Annotated in this window: 16 protein-coding genes; 11 read left to right on the forward strand and 5 right to left on the reverse strand. The window is 38.5% G+C overall.

Features of this window, described 5'->3' with window-relative positions:
- Nucleotides 1–28: 28 nt before the first annotated feature.
- Both apbC and ACS125_RS07870 read left to right on the forward strand, forming a co-directional pair.
- Nucleotides 29–1,219, forward strand: coding sequence for an iron-sulfur cluster carrier protein ApbC (gene apbC / locus ACS125_RS07865; RefSeq protein WP_443271395.1), 1,191 nt, complete (start codon nucleotides 29–31; stop codon nucleotides 1,217–1,219).
- 143 nt (nucleotides 1,220–1,362) lie between these two features.
- Complete coding sequence (locus tag ACS125_RS07870) at nucleotides 1,363–2,235, forward strand: 5'-methylthioadenosine/S-adenosylhomocysteine nucleosidase (protein WP_174729937.1); 873 nt, start codon at nucleotides 1,363–1,365, stop codon at nucleotides 2,233–2,235.
- A 34-nt stretch (nucleotides 2,236–2,269) separates the two neighbouring features.
- Here the strand turns inward: ACS125_RS07870 and ACS125_RS07875 are convergent, their stop codons facing one another.
- Nucleotides 2,270–2,839 carry a DUF2062 domain-containing protein gene (locus tag ACS125_RS07875; protein ID WP_003653419.1) on the reverse strand — a complete coding sequence of 190 codons (570 nt, stop codon included), beginning with the start codon at nucleotides 2,837–2,839 and terminating at the stop codon, nucleotides 2,270–2,272.
- A 362-nt stretch (nucleotides 2,840–3,201) separates the two neighbouring features.
- Here ACS125_RS07875 and ACS125_RS07880 point away from each other — a divergent pair, with 362 nt between their 5' ends.
- From ACS125_RS07880 to ACS125_RS07910, 7 genes are all read left to right on the forward strand, one after another.
- A complete protein-coding gene (locus ACS125_RS07880; protein WP_005048718.1) occupies nucleotides 3,202–3,795 on the forward strand; it encodes a LysE family translocator in 594 nt (197 codons plus the stop codon).
- A 115-nt stretch (nucleotides 3,796–3,910) separates the two neighbouring features.
- Nucleotides 3,911–4,480, forward strand: a complete 570-nt coding sequence (gene dcd, locus ACS125_RS07885) for a dCTP deaminase (protein WP_004794269.1) — start codon at nucleotides 3,911–3,913, stop codon at nucleotides 4,478–4,480.
- A gap of 301 nt (nucleotides 4,481–4,781) precedes the next feature.
- The gene (locus ACS125_RS07890) at nucleotides 4,782–6,089 is read left to right on the forward strand and encodes a hypothetical protein (protein WP_443271398.1); all 1,308 of its coding nucleotides are present in this window, start codon (nucleotides 4,782–4,784) and stop codon (nucleotides 6,087–6,089) included.
- Between the two features lie 232 nt (nucleotides 6,090–6,321).
- On the forward strand, nucleotides 6,322–8,364 hold the full coding sequence (locus ACS125_RS07895) for a hypothetical protein (RefSeq protein ID WP_443271400.1): 2,043 nt from the start codon (nucleotides 6,322–6,324) through the stop codon (nucleotides 8,362–8,364).
- A 15-nt stretch (nucleotides 8,365–8,379) separates the two neighbouring features.
- Nucleotides 8,380–9,105 carry a DUF6160 family protein gene (locus ACS125_RS07900; protein WP_174727999.1) on the forward strand — a complete coding sequence of 242 codons (726 nt, stop codon included), beginning with the start codon at nucleotides 8,380–8,382 and terminating at the stop codon, nucleotides 9,103–9,105.
- A 32-nt stretch (nucleotides 9,106–9,137) separates the two neighbouring features.
- Nucleotides 9,138–11,549: a DUF6160 family protein gene (locus ACS125_RS07905; protein ID WP_443271402.1), complete on the forward strand. Its 2,412-nt coding sequence runs from the start codon at nucleotides 9,138–9,140 to the stop codon at nucleotides 11,547–11,549.
- 161 nt (nucleotides 11,550–11,710) lie between these two features.
- Complete coding sequence (locus tag ACS125_RS07910; protein ID WP_174739174.1) at nucleotides 11,711–12,664, forward strand: DUF6160 family protein; 954 nt, start codon at nucleotides 11,711–11,713, stop codon at nucleotides 12,662–12,664.
- A gap of 79 nt (nucleotides 12,665–12,743) precedes the next feature.
- Here the strand turns inward: ACS125_RS07910 and ACS125_RS07915 are convergent, their stop codons facing one another.
- Complete coding sequence (locus ACS125_RS07915) at nucleotides 12,744–13,688, reverse strand: tRNA dihydrouridine synthase (protein WP_215903562.1); 945 nt, start codon at nucleotides 13,686–13,688, stop codon at nucleotides 12,744–12,746.
- 84 nt (nucleotides 13,689–13,772) lie between these two features.
- Nucleotides 13,773–14,582, reverse strand: a complete 810-nt coding sequence (locus ACS125_RS07920) for a cytochrome C assembly family protein (protein ID WP_174765390.1) — start codon at nucleotides 14,580–14,582, stop codon at nucleotides 13,773–13,775.
- A 140-nt stretch (nucleotides 14,583–14,722) separates the two neighbouring features.
- Here ACS125_RS07920 and ffh point away from each other — a divergent pair, with 140 nt between their 5' ends.
- Complete coding sequence (ffh, locus tag ACS125_RS07925) at nucleotides 14,723–16,138, forward strand: signal recognition particle protein (protein WP_443271405.1); 1,416 nt, start codon at nucleotides 14,723–14,725, stop codon at nucleotides 16,136–16,138.
- Nucleotides 16,139–16,187: 49 nt separating this feature from the next.
- On the opposite strand, the gene ACS125_RS07930 is transcribed toward ffh, so the two are convergent.
- Both ACS125_RS07930 and ACS125_RS07935 read right to left on the reverse strand, forming a co-directional pair.
- Nucleotides 16,188–16,922: a pantothenate kinase gene (locus ACS125_RS07930; protein WP_049838178.1), complete on the reverse strand. Its 735-nt coding sequence runs from the start codon at nucleotides 16,920–16,922 to the stop codon at nucleotides 16,188–16,190.
- A gap of 14 nt (nucleotides 16,923–16,936) precedes the next feature.
- Nucleotides 16,937–17,689, reverse strand: coding sequence for a biotin--[acetyl-CoA-carboxylase] ligase (locus ACS125_RS07935; RefSeq protein WP_443271408.1), 753 nt, complete (start codon nucleotides 17,687–17,689; stop codon nucleotides 16,937–16,939).
- Between the two features lie 30 nt (nucleotides 17,690–17,719).
- Here ACS125_RS07935 and ACS125_RS07940 point away from each other — a divergent pair, with 30 nt between their 5' ends.
- Complete coding sequence (locus ACS125_RS07940) at nucleotides 17,720–18,523, forward strand: sulfite exporter TauE/SafE family protein (protein WP_004794252.1); 804 nt, start codon at nucleotides 17,720–17,722, stop codon at nucleotides 18,521–18,523.
- The last annotated feature ends 166 nt before the right edge of the window (nucleotides 18,524–18,689 follow it).

Here is an 18,689-nt window from a genome sequence, read left to right on the forward strand (position 1 = left end):
GTAATGATCTGTTTTTGGAGTAAACAATATGTCTTGGCTTTCTTCACTAAAGTCTGTTTTTTCACCCGCACAAGAAGTGAAAGAAGATGAAATCCAAACCGTACTCCAAAATTATTTACTACCCCATTCAAAAGATGCTTTAAAAGATCGCATTAGTCAGCTCCAAGTTCAGGGGCGTGTATTACAACTTACGATTAATACTTTTCCTGATGAAAAAGAGCTCTTGCAGCAAATTCATGATGATTTAGCAATGGCTTTAGAAAAGTGTGGTATTGAAGAACTAAACCTGCATGTGGTGCAACAGAAGCGTCCTACACAAGAAAGTTCAAACTTACCTCCAGTACTAAATGCTTCACCTAAATCAGAACCAGATCCGAATAATCCCCCTATTCAAAAAGCTGCTCCGCAACAAAGAGATGTACCACTTCATCCCCGTATTAAGCATGTTATTTTAGTTTCATCTGGTAAGGGCGGTGTTGGTAAATCGACAACTACAGTCAATTTAGCACTTGCCTTGCAAAAAATGGGACTTAAGGTTGGGGTTTTGGACGCTGATATCTATGGCCCAAGTATTCCGACAATGCTAGGTAATGCAGGCAAAACACCTCTTATAGAAAGTGAAAATTTCGTGCCTTTAGATGCCTATGGAATGGCAGTGTTATCGATTGGACATTTAACTGGTGATAACAACACACCTGTCGCATGGCGTGGGCCAAAGGCAACTGGTGCTTTAATGCAACTATTTAATCAAACGCTTTGGCCTGATTTAGATGTATTGATGATTGATATGCCACCAGGTACTGGTGATATCCAGCTTACACTTGCTCAGCGTATTCCAGTTACTGGTTCAATCATTGTAACTACACCACAAAATGTTGCTTTACTGGATGCTACAAAAGGGATTGAATTATTTAATAAGGTTGGCATTCCAGTATTAGGCGTTGTTGAGAACATGTCGACCCATATTTGCTCTAACTGTGGTCATGAAGAACAAATTTTTGGTATTGGTGGCGGTGATAAGCTCTCTGAACAGTACCATATTCCATTATTAGGTCGCTTACCTTTAAACGCTCAGATCCGTGAGCATGCCGATCAGGGTAAACCAAGTGTTGTAGCAATGGATGATGCAGCTGATAGTTATATTGATATTGCTAAAGTTATGTGGGAACAGATTGAAAAAATTCCTCAACGTACACGTGATGACAAGCGGATTTTTTAAATTATTAAAGCCCGACTTTAAGTCGGGTTTTTTATTGTCTGGTTAAAATAAAAAATTAAATTACTGAATTTTAATAACAAAGCTAAACTTGAAATTGGCATGTAGATTGCTACTTTACACTTTTTAAAAAGAAAGGGTAAAAAATGCAATTTAAATGTGCTTTTGGCGTAATCAGTTTATGTAGCGCTTTATTTTTAGTCGGATGCAATAATGACGACTCTTCTGTTTCACAAACACCAACAGTTCAGGAACAAAAACAGAAATTACAGCCGATTATTATTCAGGGTGCTTTGCCAGTAGAATCGGAAAGAATGGCTTCAAAATTAGAGAATAAGACTGTTGAAGAAATTGGTGGGTGGAAATTTTGGAAGGGCACCTATAACGGTTTTCCAATGATTATTTCTAAAACCCGTATGGGGATGAGCAATTCTGCTGCTGCAACTGCTTTAGCTATTGAGCGTTATAAACCGATTGCGATCATTAATCAGGGAACAGCAGGTGGGCACGACCCAGATCTACATGTTTACGATATTGTTTTAGGAAAATATGCGACCAATATTGGTGCATTTAGAACTCCTAAACAGCCATTGGGTGCTGGGTCAAATTCACTCACTTGGGTTGAAGCTTTTGATGTTTTGCCAACAGATGAGTCTGATCCGGAACCGATTGCAATACGCAAATTTGAAGGTGATCAAGAGCTATTAATGGCGGCACATAAAGTCCGTTATGACAAAGGTGAGGTGGTTGAGGGGACAATTGGTTCAGCAGATGTTTGGAATAACGAACTTGATCGTATTCAATTTTTCCATCAGCGTTATGGCACTTCAGTTGAGGAAATGGAAGCGGCATCAGTTGCACAAATTGCAAGTCAGTTGAATGTTCCTTTTCTAGGAATTCGAATTTTATCTAATAATATTACCAATAACGGAGCTTATGACCCAGGTACGGGAGAGGCTTGCCAAGAGTATGTACTCAATGTCGCCGAAGAGTATATGAAATCAAAACTACCAAAATAATGATTTAAATTTAAGCAAGAAGATTATTGGAGCTTTATAAAACTTCTTCTTCTTGCTTTTTATGACGATGTCTACTTTTCCAGTTCTTAATAACCATCCAACGCCAGAAAATTTCTGTAGATAGATATAAAATAACGGCAAATACGAAAGCTTCGACAACCAGACCCGTCATCAAAATTTTAGCAAGACTAAAATCAATGTGCCCGTGCCCGAAATGAGTAATCCAGCGGGAAATTTGGTGCAATACCCCAAGCAGCATTTCTTTGTTGATCATATGCACATGAAAAATATGTGCGCCAAACCAAAAACCAATATACAGAATAGGAACTAAAGTAAGTGGATTACTAAGCCAAGCTAGCATTAAGCTAATTGGTAAATTGACTTCGAATAGTAAGACTGCCATCACAATAAATACACTGTGAAAAGGGATAGGCAGTAAACCAAAAAAAGTCCCAACAAAAACAGCTCGAGTAATTGATTTTCGATTGACATACCAAAGCACAGGATTCAAGGTCTTTTTACCAAAAATCCTTAGAAATTTCATATTTGAAACTTTCTCGGGCGAGGGAAGCCAAGATTGAAAAAAGTGCTTTGCCATAATCATTAAAGTAGTAGAGCGCGGTGCTCTATATAAAAAAATCAGAAACAATATATGAATTGAAACTTATTAAAAGCTTAAAATTTAAACTTACCATCACTATATATTTTTTATTATAAAGGCTTTTGATGGAAAAATAGACTTAAAATAAAAATACTTATGTTACTTAAGTAAGAAACGATTTGGAAACCATAACAACTGACCGTAAAGTTTTCTTTATCGCTTTTTGTGATAATTTTATAAGTATATGTTTTTAATATTTTTATTTAGATTTTAAAAATGATTTTAAAAACTTTGTCTTACAATTACCTTTTGCCATGTAACAGGATATCTATTAATCTGAGATGACTATATTGTGAGGTCATTCAATGATTTCATGGCTTTTTATTGGCTTAGTAGCCACAATTTTACTTACCCCTGGTCCAACTAACACTTTGCTTGCTTCTTCAGGCGTGCAAGTAGGATTACGGAAGTCAGTAAAACTTATTCCAGCAGAAGTTTTGGGCTATGTGATCTCTATTTCTGCATGGGGAATGCTGATTGGTAAAGTGTCCACCACATTGCCATTGCTGCCGCCTATTCTTAAGCTATTGAGTGCTTGCTATATTATTTTCTTAGCCATTAAGTTGTGGCATACGGCAAATCAAGAGGTTGAATTAAATCAGCCTACGATCCGTACTCGTGAATTATTTTGCGCAACCTTATTGAATCCTAAAGCCTTGCTCTTTGCTTCAGCAATTTTTCCTGTGGCTGCATGGAGTGATTTTCATATTTATTTGATTCATATGATGGCTTACTTAGCGCTTATTACGCCAATTGCCTTATTCTGGATTTTCCTGGGATCACTTTTAGCTTCTAAGAAGGTTGCGTGGTTAAATCAGACCAATTTGCAAAAAACTGCTTCACTCGTTTTAGTCAGTTTTTCAATTCCTATCAGTTATTCTGCTTTACTTAGCCTATAAAAGTATTGCTGAGCTATTCTTATCGAGAAGAGTAGCTCAAGCGTTGTTTTCATAATTGCTTTTTTACGTTAAAGTACGTCGCAATCAATGAAATTACCTTTTGGATAGAAAATACATGGCTATTAAGTCTGATCGTTGGATTCGCGAGATGAGCGAAAAACACGGCATGATTGAACCTTATGCAGAGAATCAAGTCCGTTTTGATCAAAATGGTGAAAAGTTGATTTCCTACGGGGTCTCTAGCTATGGTTATGATGTACGCTGTGCCCGTGAATTCAAGGTTTTTACTAACGTACATTCTGCAATTGTCGACCCAAAGAATTTTGATGATAAAAGTTTTATCGACATTGAGTCTGATGTTTGCATTATTCCGCCAAACTCATTTGCTTTAGCACGTACAATTGAATATTTCCGTATTCCTCGTAATGTATTGACCGTATGTTTAGGTAAATCTACCTACGCTCGTTGCGGTATTATTGTGAACGTGACGCCGTTAGAACCTGAATGGGAAGGTCACGTAACTTTAGAATTTTCAAACACTACTAATTTACCTGCCCGTATTTATGCAGGGGAAGGTGTAGCACAAATGCTATTTTTTGAAAGTGATGAAGTCTGTGAAACATCTTATAAAGATCGTGGTGGTAAATACCAAGGTCAAACAGGTGTTACACTTCCTAAAACTTAATCTTTCCTAGATGAAAAGATTTTAAAAATAATGGGTCACTTAGGTGGCCCAATTTTATGAATAAAATTTTTGTGAGAAGCGTTTATCGGAATTATGATAAACGACAGTTTCCTTTTGTAAAAAATAATATAATATGATCAATAATTGATTTGTTTTTTTGTTCTGCATCACAGAATTTAAAAGCAAATGTAGTGGATATAGGCTCTCTTTGATAATTTTTAGTTAAATATTTATCAAACGTAGATAGCCAAATAAAAAGAAATTAAACAGGATTATGCCCCCACGGATATGGAGGTCGGCCATGCGACAGTTTACGTCTCTTCGAGTAGCACTTTTGACACTCGGAAGCTTATGTTTTTCTTCAGCTTACGCTGCTTCTACACTAGTCCCTATGTCAGATGCTGAACTATCAGCAACTCGTGGCCAAGCTTTAATGAGTATGTCTTATATTGCGCCTACCGATTCTGCGAACTTGGAAAAACTACGTGACAGTAATAGTAACGTAGGTTTTTATAAATTAGGTCTAGATGCTGATTTGGAACTGAACGCGAATATTAAAAAATTGCAGCTTGGATGTGGGGGAGCTAATGGAGTAGGTGCCTGTGATATTGATATCGATAACTTAAGCCTAAGTGGTATTTCTGATACTAATGATGGTCGTTCTAGTTCTTCAGCAAAATTAACTAATCCATTTATTGAATTTGCGATTAAAAACCCTAACAGCGCATCGACTCGTGAAGTAGCTGGGGTGAGATTAAGTGCAGAATCTATTCAGGGCTTACTTACTTTTGGTTCAGAAAATACAACTACAAAAAATGGTATTAACTCTTTTAGTGGTTATATGGTGACTCAAGCAACTGGGGGTACGGTTAGCACAGTTGCCCGTCCAACAGGTTCAGGATTAACGCAAGCCAATTTAGGTACACAAATTACTGGGCGCGCAAAAGGAACATTGTTTGGTCTTGATGTTATTAATACAAATTTCCGTTCAACTAGTTATGATTTAGGCTTGAGTAGTGCTTCTGGCAGTTTATTTTTACCTTCTCAAGTCATTAGTGGAAAGCGTATTACTACTGCGAATTTGACTGGTACTGCTAATGTGAGCGGTATTAATTTGTCAGGTACAATTGCAGCTGATACTGATTTAATTATCACGATTGCTGGTAACTTAAGTGGAACAATTAATAACTTAGGAGTAAATGTTGCTGTCAATGAAGATTTAGGTTACTTCCATAAAGTTAATTTGAATGGCACAGCGGCTTCTCTTTCTTTGCAAGGACAAAATTTGCAATGGACAGGAGCAAAGTCAGTTTCTCAAGCAGGTTGGTGGTTAGAATTATCAAATCCAATTGATATTGGTGACGTAACCCCCCAATCACAGGTGGTAATTACTGATGATGTGGTGAAAGCAACCTTAGGTAAAGTTAGTCAGTATTTGACAGCTAATCCAGTTGACTGTGGAACTTTAGCTTTCAATTGTTTGCTAGGTAATATTGATGTTAGTACTGTAGATTTAACTGGTCAGTATGTTCCTATGAATTTGAGTAATTTAGTTTTAAAAAATCAGAGTTTTGCTCCGAACTGTTATGGCAGCTTAAAGTTCTGCTAACTTGAAAAGAAAGTAGCTATTGCTATTTTACATTCATCGGAAAAGTAAATTTTTACATGCTTTTTTTTGCATTTGTGCAAATATTCCGCATAATAGAAATGTGGAAAGGTTGGCAATATCTTTTAGATTTGCCTCATTGTCTAAGGTGAAAAGGATAGATTCACTTAGCATCAAGGATTGTTCAAGAAAAATAAATATGGTGCACGGCATCGTATAAAACAGGAAGGTCAAGATGACTACACTTAATTATACGGTAAGGTTTCAAAAAACCGTTTTGGCAAGTTTAATCGGGCTTTGTATAAGCCAACCTAGTTTCGCACTCGAAGAACTTTCTGATGCGGGCTTGAGTGAAACTACAGGTGAAGGTATTGCTATCTTGCCACAGAATACTTATATGGTATTTCGTGGTGCAGGTGCAAATGAAACCTCAACTCAGATTTTAACTGATCGTACTAAAGATACAGGTTATATCAATTATGTACCTGTTGGTCCTTTAAGTATGACAGCAGCAGATACCAATAAAAATGGCTCGATTGATTCTGGTGACCGGGCGGTAGGTAAAGCTGATATTTTTCTTTATGGCTTAGCACTTTCTAAATCTGATAATGATACAAATACCCGTATTGCTTCTACTGATGCCGCCGCTGCAATTTCGAGTTGGGGTACTGCTGTTAACCCATGGATTTTTAAAGTTGCAACTGAAAACTCGGTACCAAATTTTAGTGCAAATAATTGTACAGGTGCGACTGATCCAACATGTCAGGTAACTTACTTAGCTTTAGAAGCCCCTTTATATGAGGTTGGAACGAAAGATACAGCAGGTATTGATGCTTATAAGCTGAAATTAGGCTTATGGACAGATATTTTTGTCCGCAATCCAAATAAAATAAATGGTGCATCAGACCAATTTAATTATGGTGACTCAAATGGTTTGATTGGCACAAGTACTGATGCAACTCGTGCGAACCGTCTTCGTTTACAAGGTATTTGGAATAACTTTAGCTTAAATGGCAGTCGTTTGCAGCTTTTCCAGACACTAGGGGGAGCGACATCTGCTGGCGGAATGAGCCCTTTCTATAATGATACTTTAGGTTTAGCAGGAGTTATTCGTTTAAATAGTGGCGATGCCTCCAATTTAAGAGCAACGATTACGTCCAATACCCCAACGTCTGCGGTAGGACCTTGGGTAAATCGGTATAGCACCCAATATACTGGCGCTCCAAGTAATAGTTCACCTAGCTCGGATTGGTTATATCGTATTCGTAGCCAGACCACCACTGTGACGTCAACGGGCTCATGGACTGCACCCACAGACAGCGCTATGAATAACGTATTACGTTTGAGTACACGTGAATCTGGAACTACTCAAGGTAATTTGGTAACACCTGCAATTAATGGTGGACCTGCTCCAACTTTTGATGCGAATGAAGGTTTATACCTTTATAACCCAAACATTAACCTTGTTTTGGGTTCTTTATATCAACCACTAGTTTTAAGCTCAGATGGTAAAAACTTTAGTTTAGAACTTGCTCGCATTCCAAATAAACCAGAAATTTATAAGAAAATTTATACAGATTATAGTGGTGCCGATACGAGTTATTTAGGTTCCACTTGTAATATTTACCAATGTGGTACCAGTGTAACTTTAGGTGGTAAAACTTACCAAGGCTCTAGTGCGACGCATAGCAGTATTTCAATTGGTTCAACAGTTTATAATGCAACTAATAATACTTTAGAGGCATTTAAAGGAAATAGCACACAAGATGCTGTAGGTATTTCATTTGGTAAATTACCTACAGGCACAGTGGCTGCGATCACGCAAACTAAAAACTTCTATCAATTGCAAAATCAGGAACGCCGCGCAGGCAGCTATAGCTGTGGATTTTTGAACTTAAGTACTTGTTATGATACTTGGCAATATCGTACAGCAACGGGTTGGACTGGCAATGCAGGGTCAGGTTTAAGATTTGATTCTCAGAACGCGAACTGGGCTAATATTGATAGTACTTCCTATTATAACCCGACAGTAAATAATACCGGTTATACCTTAGCTGATGCAGGGAATGGCGCTCAGTTTGCTGTACCAGCTGGCACACCTTTACCAGATGCACTTTATAACAATGGACGTTGGTCTACTACTACTCCAAATGCAGATTTGAATACCTATAAGTTATCTGGAGCACAGATTAGCTCAGCGATTACGAACAACATGGGTTCTGCTGTTATTGATGGTGTATTAATTCAGCATTTAAAACTGACAACTAAAGGCCTATAAGAGGAGGAGCGTAATATGAAAAAAATAAGTACTTTAATCCTCGCTCTTTGTGCAACCGCTACTCATGCAGAGCTACAAACTTTAGATAATGACGCTTTGCAGGCGATTAATGGTCAAGCTGGTGCTGATTTATCTTTAATGCTTAATTTAAACCAGACGGTTAACGGTGTCTTTGACAATGGTAGTGGTGGTGTTTGTGAGAACGTTGAGTTCTGTCATATAGGTTTAGCGATTAACAAACGTTTTGTACAAGCAGATGCAACTAAGCCAAGTGGTTGGGCTGAAAATAGTGATAGTGGTAATAAACTTTGGCTCGTATTTAAAGGTGTACAAGGAACTTTAAATATTCAAAAAATGGGCTTGGATGGCGCTGATTTAAAATATCTTGATAAAAGTAATACTGAAATTATTAAGCCTGCTATTCAGCTTAGTTTTAGCTCAGCTCAACCGATTTTATTCCGTAACTTTGGTTTCAATGCTTTATCAATTGAGCAAGATAATTTTACTAGCTCAACAACAACGCAAGGCTCAAGTTCAAATATGTATGATTATGCATATTTCAAAAAACCGACATATGCTGCGACTGCTAATAGTGCAGCACAGCAAGTTGCTACAGCAACTCCGTCGGCCTATGACTATGGACGTGAAACTGGTTTCATGGGTTTAATGATGAATGGGAATTTGGCTATTCAAGGAAAAGTCATGGTCTTTAGCTGTGATGGTAGCCATCCTCGTTGTTAAGGGTTAATGTAGATTTCAAAGGAACTGAAGTGATGAAAAAAAATAAAGAAAATCACAGCTCAAAGTTTATTTTAAATACATTAGCAACCAGCATGTTGTTAGTGAGTGGTCAAATTTATGCTTTAGAAGCTTTAACAGATGCTGATTTGAGTGCCGTCAATGGACAAGATGGGATCTCGATTCAAACTACGTTTAATGAAATTAATATTGATAATGCTTACTGGGATGACCATGCAGGCACACCAACAAGTGCTGATCAGGTATTAAGAGCTCAAGCAAGTGGTGTAAAAGTCCAAAAAAGTAATGCATCTAGCCAAACTTTAAGCACTAATTACCGTTTAGATGTAGGGAGTAACCCAACTACGGGTAAAACTGGACTCGACTTTTCTATGCAAAGCAGTCCATCACTCATTACTATAAATAGTTTTAAGGTATGTAATAGCTCTGCTATTTGCTCACCAACAATGGGGCAGTTGGCTATTCAAACGACCTCTCCTTTAAATTTGGCACTTACAACCCAAGATGGGTTATTTAATGCAAATAGCCAGTCAAGCATGACACTTGGTATTAATAATGCCAATATTTATCTAGGGCAATTGGATGCTCGCAGCCAGCTAAATCAGTTAATTTTAAGAAATTTTAACTTTAATTTTGTTGGTAAAGGGGCCATGTTGATTGACCCAACTCGTGGCTTAGTTTTACAGACAAATACTGGAACTAATGTTGCTGGTGTAGGACAAACTCCGAATACTACTTATGGCTATGTTGATTTTAACCGTGTAGCAGATTCAGCTTCTGGTTTAACTGCGGGTACATATGTTGACAGTAGTGGCAAAGTAACCAATTCAGGCCTGAATATTGAGGTGATGCTCAGCTCTAATGTCGATAAGTCTAACCCTTATGCTTTAGATGCAACTAATAGCCCACAAAATGCGAAAGGTTTGATTCGTTTAGGTGCTAGCGGACGTATGGTAAATAGTTATTTACAAGTCCGTGGTATGGACGGTACGTCAGATACAACAATTTTAGGCACTGCAAATACAGCTGGGGGTACAGGTTCAAGTAATAGTATTTTAGGTAATTCTGGTATTGCCTTTCGTATGAAAGGTGAATTCACCAAAGATAATGATTCAATGCTAGGTGCAGATGGCAAAGCGACAACTTTAGAAATTGGTGGAGCAGGTCTGAATGCTTATGGTTTCGAGTTTGGCAATTTAACTGGTCTTAACTCAGCTACGCGTGGTTATTTCGACAGCGGAAATATTTATCTAAATCTTGCTGATACGAAAACATTATTAATGCCAAACAACGCAACCTTAAATGCAATTCGTTTAGGTAGCGGTACTTTAACGACAGCTGCTGATTATCAGCATAATATTCACCGTGATACGGTGACTAATCCATTTAGTTTAATTCTTGCGATGCGTGGAGCAGAGTTTCAGGCATTTTCAAGACGCGGTCGTTTTACGACAAGTGCGAATGTCGCGGCTGCCAATCAGTTTGCAGATAATGGTGCAAATAACCAGTGGGGCTTAGCCTTACCTTTTTATAACTTAAATGCTAATGCTGCTGTATATGGTTTAGATGCACCTGCAAATAGTGCTTATTACTATACAAAAGATGCCAATGGTAAGCCTGTTCGAAATGTAGTGGCGACATCTGGAACGACTTCGCGTTTAGGTTTTGGTATTGCGGCTGGAACTACAGGACGTGATGCGACTGGAACTAAAACGACCTCAATTTTATTAATTGATGGTTCTCCAAATGCCAATAATGGCGGTAGTCCTACTGATTATTATATGGGGTTACGTAACATTGATATGTTCGTCAAAGGCAATGGAAGCATTGGCTTAGAAAATGGCAGTCTCAATATTAGTTTAAAAGAGATGCTACTTGCTTTATCAACTGAAATTGCAGCAGGTTATTTACCAGGGGCGAAATATAAAACTTGTCCAGCTACTGGTTCATGTACCTCACCAATTGATAACTTTGCCAGAAATAATGATGTTTTATTTGGTCTAAAACTGCGTTTAGGTGGAGATCTTAACTTATCAATCGTGCCAAACAGTTCAATTGCAGACGGTAGTGCTCTAACAGTACTTGGTGATTTCACGATGCCTGCCACAGCAACTGGAAATACGGTTCAAATTAGTGATCCGATCGATGGTTCTGCGATTGGCTTTGATAATATTACTGGAAAGCTTGCGTTTAATACTGCTTTAGTTGTTGGTAAAGATACAGCAAGTGGTTTAGGTAAAGTTGGCGTCAATACGGCGGTTTATTTTAATCCTGATAAGAGTATCGACGGCGCATTACGTGTTAAAGATATTAATTTTTACCCACCTTCAACTGGTGCCGGTGCACGTTTAGGTGAGCTTGCAATTACTGGTGGACGTTTAAATAGTAGCTTTAGTATTGTGCCTAGAAATGGCGCCTTTAACTAATTAAAGTAAGCAGCGTTAATCGCTGCTTTTTTATATAACTTTTATTTTAGTGTGATTGGATTTGCATTCGTCGGGTTATAGGGATAATTGCTTTGTAGTTGAATATTATTCTGATAGTCTGAACAAATAATAAACGTTTGTCTCTTAAGGATTAGAGCGACATGAAGAATAAAAATATAGGGTTCTGGCTGCTACTTGCCAGTAGTTCAAGTGTTTTTGCAATGCAGCCTTTAGATGATCAAAGTCTTGCGGCCGCGACGGGCCAAAATGGTTTAACCTTAGGTATTCAGGCTGATAAAGTTAAATTTAATCAAGTAGCTCTGATTGATACAAACGGTATTGCTTCAACGTCTTATAACAGTAAGGCAGGCTTTGTCATTGCAGGAAATTCTACGAATCCGGTTCCTGGCATAGAGTTTATTAAAGCTGCTGTATCGAGTAATCCTTCTTTTAATATTGCTATGGATACCGACGCGGGTGGTGGAAATCCTTTTTTAAATTTAGCTGTATCTATGGGGAGTGATGTAAACGGTATTCGACTTTTACCTTTTTCTGTTTATTTAGCCCCAAGTGCATCTTTATCTAGTCCATCCGATTATGCATTAACAAGTTATGCACCAAAATCAATTTTTAGTTCAGGAACGACAGTCAATACGGGTGTAAAAGAACTGATCCGTTCTACTGGCAATTTAGATATTAACTTTGTACAAACCAATAAACCTCGTTTAAATATTCAGCTTGGCCATGCTGCTCAATCAGTTATGGTTAAATTTGGAGGGGCAATTCAATCTATTTGTTCTGCTGCTGCAGGTTGTCCAATTACTTTAGTGTCCGATAATACGGGTGCTACATTCGGGTTTAAATTTGCTGGCACAAATACCTCAACAGGTTTTGTACTTGATGGCTTCTATGCAGGTGTTGATCCAACTGGATTAACTTTTGGAAATACAGGCGTATCAAGTAAATTTGATGCTTCACTTAATAATGTCACTTTAGGAAATATGGGTACCCAAAATACAACAACGTTTAATAATTTACCGAATGGCTCAATGGGGAGTTTTGGTGTCACTGGCGTTTCTGTAACTGACTTTAAAATGAAAGTAAGCGGCTTTTAAAAAAGAATAATAGCTTAACCTGAAATACGAAAGAGGGCGGTTGTAAAAACAATCGCCCTCTTTTTTTGAATATATTGCGTTAAATGGTTTCTGATCTGGTGTGTTCTAACTGTTGAACAATTTCATCCAAAGCTTTAATACGTTTAACTTGGTCCCATAATTCTTTCGCTTGTGGATAGGCTTTCGTCATCATTCCTAGCCATTGCTTATAACGACCAACCATACCAATTTCTGTCTTTGCCTGACCGTTTAAAAAACGAATTTGTAAATCAACCAGTTGTTCCCAACTAAATAATGCCTCATTCATATTTTCACGAATACATTGGGTTAAATCTGGAGTCGTTACAGCACCACGCCCAATCATTAAATCTTCACAGCCAGACTGTTGCTGACAGGCTCTAGCATCAGCATTGTTCCAGATTTCACCATTCGCAATGACATTAATTTTTAAAGCTTCTTTAATCGGTAGAATTTTTTCCCAATAGGCAGGTGGCGTATAACCATCTGCTTTAGTACGTGCATGAACCGTTAACCAACTTGCACCCGCATCTTCAACAGCATGGGCATTTTCCATGGTGTGGTTTTCATCGAGATAACCTAAACGCATTTTTGCTGAAACAGGGATGTGTGCAGGCACCGCATCTCTCACTGCTTTAATGAGCATATGTACAACATCAGGTTCATCAAGAAGAACAGAGCCGCCTCTGTGTCGATTTACAGTTTTTGCAGGGCAACCAAAATTAAGGTCGATTGCAGGAGCACCTAGTTCAACCACTTTTGCAGCATTTGCTGCCAGCATATCTGGGTTGTTACCTAAGAACTGAACATGCACGGGTGTTCCAGCAGCTGTTTTACCGTCATTTTTTAATTCTGGACAAAAACTATAGTAAATATGGTCTGGCAAAATGCTGTCTGTAACTCGAATAAACTCGGTCACACACCAGTCGAAATGACCAACAGATGTGAGTGTATCCCGCATGATCGGGTCAGTTAAACCTTCCATTGGAGCGAGTATGAGTTTCACAGTCTGTGTCACCTGAGCAAAAAGAAAACAGCGTTATACGGGATATGTATAACGCTGTCTAGTATCGAAGAAATTTTAATTTACTTAACGGCCCAAGATCATCTCAAGCACAAATTTACTACCAATAAAACCAATCGCCAAAAGCACAAAACCGATTAAGGTAAAACGAATCGCTTTTTGACCTCGCCATCCGAGTTTATAATGGCCAATTAAGAGTGAGCCATAGATAAACCAAGAAATAATACTAAATACAGTTTTATGAGCGAGATGTTGTGCAAAGAAGCTATCAATCGTCAAGAAACCAAAAGTGAGTGCAATCGTTAATAAAATAAAGCCTGTAATGATCAGATCAAATAACAAAGACTCCATCGCCTGAATTGGCGGAAGTAAATTGACCCAAAAACGTTTTTTTTGTTTCTTTTTGAGTTCACGATTTTGGAACCAGAGCAGAATAGCGTGAATGGTTGCCATCAGTAAAACTGCATAGGCAGAAAGTGAAAGAATAATATGAGTATCTAAGCCTAATGAATGCTGCTCAATAAATTGATTTGGTCGGCTGAATCCAAAACCTAAAATTAGACCAATAGCCGCTACAGGAATGCCTAATAAATTTAGCGGTACAATAGGACGGAAAATACTAAAAATTAAACTTAACAACAGCATAAGCCACGATGTAAAAGATACTAAGTTAAAAACATCGTAGTTAATTCCGGCTGGTGTCAGCATGGCGTGACATAAAACTGTACCGTGCAACAGGAGCGCCAAAGTCGCAACAAAAGCAAATAACCATGGGTTTGGTTCACGTTTTGACATTAAACGAATAAACAGATACCAGAAAGAAGTGGTATATGCGATGAGTGCCAAAATTGTGTAAACCAAGGGGAGGCTAATCATGTCAAACCTTTTTCAGGATTAATTCATCTATATAAGATATAAATTCGCTGCGAACTAAAGTATCCTATAGCATTCTATGCATAAATTTTCTATTTCGAGAAAGATTTTTTTGCAACTAGCCATTTTAAGCGGATTTTGCAATGTTTGATACCTTAACAGAACGACTCACACAGAGTTTAAGAAATGTTACTGGCTCAGGGCAGCTGACCGAAGACAATATTAAAGATACCTTACGTGAAGTACGTATGGCACTTCTTGAAGCCGATGTCGCGTTACCTGTAACTCGTGAATTTATCGCGAAAGTTAAGGAAGAGGCATTGGGCCAAGAAGTGATGACTCAGTTATCACCAGGCCAGGCATTTGTAAAAATCGTCTATGACGAACTTACCAAGATGATGGGTGAGGCGAATGAAACACTTGATTTAAGTGCTAAGCCTCCCGTTGTTGTATTACTTGCTGGTTTACAAGGTGCGGGTAAAACAACAACTGCCGCTAAGTTGGCACGTTTCTTAAAAGAACGTCAAAAGAAAAAAGTAATGACGGTTTCTGCCGACGTTTACCGTCCAGCAGCAATTAAACAGTTAGAAACTGTGTCAGCAGAAGTTGGTGCAGGTTTTATTGCATCAGATGCTTCTGAAAAGCCAATTGATATCGTTAATCGTGCAATTGAACAAGCAAAAATCCAGTTTGCTGATGTGTTAATTGTCGATACCGCAGGTCGTTTACATGTCGATGAAGACATGATGGACGAAATTAAAGAATTACATGCTGCCGTTAAGCCAACTGAAACCTTGTTTGTGGTTGATGCCATGACAGGTCAGGATGCTGCAAATACAGCTAAAGCGTTTAATGATGCATTAACACTTACAGGTGTGATTCTTACTAAAACTGATGGTGATGCACGTGGTGGTGCAGCGCTTTCTGTACGTGCAATTACGGGTAAGCCAATCAAGTTCTTGGGTATGGGTGAGAAGCTTGATGCTTTAGAACCATTCCATCCAGATCGTGTTGCTCAACGTATTTTAGGCATGGGTGACGTACTTTCTTTAGTCGAGGAAGTTGAACGTAAAATCGACAAAGAAAAAGCCGAAAAAATGGCTAAAAAATTGCAAAAAGGCGGCAGCTTCAACTTTGAAGATATGCTGATGCAATTTGAGCAAATGAAAAGTATGGGCGGCATGATGGGCTTCTTAGATAAGTTGCCTGGCATGAGCGGTGCAGGAATTCAGCAAGCGATTGAGCAAGCGAACCCTGAAAAACAGGTCAAGAAAATGGAAGCTATTATCCAGTCAATGACCGTTAAAGAACGCCGTAATCCAGACTTGATGAATCCAAGTCGTAAAAAACGTATTGCCGCGGGTTGTGGTATGGATGTTGCTGAAGTGAATAAACTTATTAAGCAACAAGCACAAATGGCTAAAATGATGAAGAAATTTGCGAATCCATCTGGTATGAGCAAAATGATGCGTTCATTAGGCAATATGCAAAAACAATTTGGTGGCGGCGGTGGTGGCGGAATGGGCCCACTGTTTGGCAACAATGACCAAAAGAAATAAACTTATAAAATAAAAGGCGCAGATAGCGCCTTTTATTTTGTTCTGTATTTTAGTCTTTAGGATAATGAGCAATATATTGTTGTAGTCCTTTGAGCAAAAGATCAGTTTCTACAACTGGATCATATTTTTTCAAGAACTTGGCGAAAAGAGGAGCATCTCCACCTGTAAGAAGTAATTTTTTAGGAGATTGCTGCATGATGCTTTCAATCGTGCTAATGAGACCTAGCAAAATACCGTGGTGTACTGCATCGACTGTGTTATTGCCCGGGTTTAAATTATCAAAAGCTGAGTCTGGAATTTTAATGCCTTTAGTATTTTGAATGAGTGCATCGCGCTGCAAATATAAATTAGGGAGGATGTAACCACCTAAATGTTGTTTGCCTTGCGTTAAATCAATCGTAAGCGCTGTTCCACATCCAATAATGCAATAATTTTCATCTGTTTGAGCTACAGCGAGTACTTGTAGCCAACGGTCAATCCCGAGCTGACTTGGAACTTCATAGCCGCATTTTAACTCAGCATATTCAGCATGTACTTTGGCAAAAACAACGGGAATTTCAAGCCATTTTAAAATCTGCTGAATACGTTGATTGTTCTCAGTATCGAGTACTGAAGAAATCCCAATGCGATGCAGACCTTGATGTTTAAAGTGTTGAATTAAACCTAATAATAAATCGGCAGGGGACTGTAAATGTAGCTCAGCTGCATGTTCAATAATTTGCTGATTTTCAGTAATCCAATACTTTAAACGGGTGTTCCCGATATCAAGCCATAAACTTTTCATGGAAGAACACCTGTTTATTGATTCACTTGTGGTCTTAAACGACCTTGATAAAACTGCTGAGGTTCAGGAGTCTCAAGAATTACTGCACCTTCATTGGATATTCCAACAAAACGACCATATACTAATCCCTGACTATGTTCGAACTGCACCAACTGATTAAGCCATGCGGCGTGGTGGTTAAAACGTCCAGCTAAGTTATAGCAACCATGATCAAACCAGCGAGCTGCATTTTGAATCGCCACATAAAGCTCTGAAATGAGTTCAAGACGACTCATTTGTTCTAGGCCTAAATCCTCTAGAGAAGTAATCGATTGGTCACTATCAGTCACTGGTGGTGTTTTTAAATTAATACCTACGCCCACAATAGCTTGATGCTGGGAAAGCGGTTCGACCAAAATTCCACCCCATTTTCCATGCGTACTATACAAATCATTTGGCCATTTCACTTGCAAATTCAGCGCTTGTAACTGCGGGATTTGCAAAATATTCAGAGCAACTTCAAGTGCTAAGCGACCATCTAAGGGTGTTCGAGTTTGCACCAATGTGCTTAAATAAATGTTTCCTTCAGGTGAAATCCATTGCCGTTGATGTTGACCTCGCCCTTGAGTTTGTTGAGCACTGCAAACCAAGCCCGTTGTAATGCCTTTTTGGGCAATTTCACGAATATCATCATTGGTCGAAGTTGTGGTTGCTTTTAATAAAACCACTTCTGGAAGCTGGTTTTTTGCGCTTAAAAGTTGTTGTAGTTGGCGAGTCTCTAAATCCATGTTGAATATGAGCAGAGTGGTAAAACATTTATGGAGTTAATCATATATTTACTCATTGGCGCAATTGCTGGTTTTACTGCCGGATTGTTTGGAGTTGGTGGTGGACTAATTATTGTACCAATCCTCTATGTGGTTTTTACCCAATTGCACTATGACCCAGCTGTAATCATGCATATTGCAGTCGGAACATCACTTGCAACCATTATCGTAACGTCGTTTAGTTCAGTTTCGGCCCACCATAAAAAGGGTGCAGTTCTTTGGCCTGTTTTTCGTAATTTAGCGCCTGGACTGGTGATTGGTTCATTTTTAGGAGCGGGTATTGCCGATTTGATGTCTGGTCAGCATTTACAGCTCCTTATTGGTGTTTTTGCAGTTGTGATGGCCTATCGTATGTTTAAAGGGGCAAATGTGGTTGTTGACCCAACACGTCAGCTTCCTTCAACACCTATGCAATTTATGGCGGGTGGTGGCATTGGTATTGCCTCTGCAATTTTTGGTATTGGAGGCGGTAGCTTAACTGTTCCGTATTTAAACCGTCATGGCGTCGTCATGCAAAAAGCAGTCGCGACTTCCGCCGCTTGTGGTTTACCTATTGCCATTGCGGGTGCAATTGGCTTTATGTGGTTTGGTGCGAAAGAACACATTTCTGTACCTAATACGATTGGTTATGTGCACATCTATGCGTTTATTGGTATTAGTGTCATGAGTTTTGTTACAGCCAAGTTTGGCGCAAAAGTTGCTCATGCATTGTCACCACAAATGTTGAAAAAATGCTTTGCCTGTTTATTAGTGGTGGTGGGTAGTTACTTTATTTATAAAGGGATTATGCACTAGAGAATAAAATATTAATCTTGCTAGAACTACGATTTAAGAGCTTGAGTTTTTGGAAATTCGAGCTTTTTTTTATTCAATAAAATAAGAACATTTAGGGCTTTTATTCATCCGATTTTGGTGTTGTTTTTAAATGGGTTGGCTTAAAATGCAATAAAATTGTCAGACA

It is taken from the genome of Acinetobacter sp. PFS20 (assembly GCF_052261015.1).
GTDB lineage: Bacteria > Pseudomonadota > Gammaproteobacteria > Pseudomonadales > Moraxellaceae > Acinetobacter.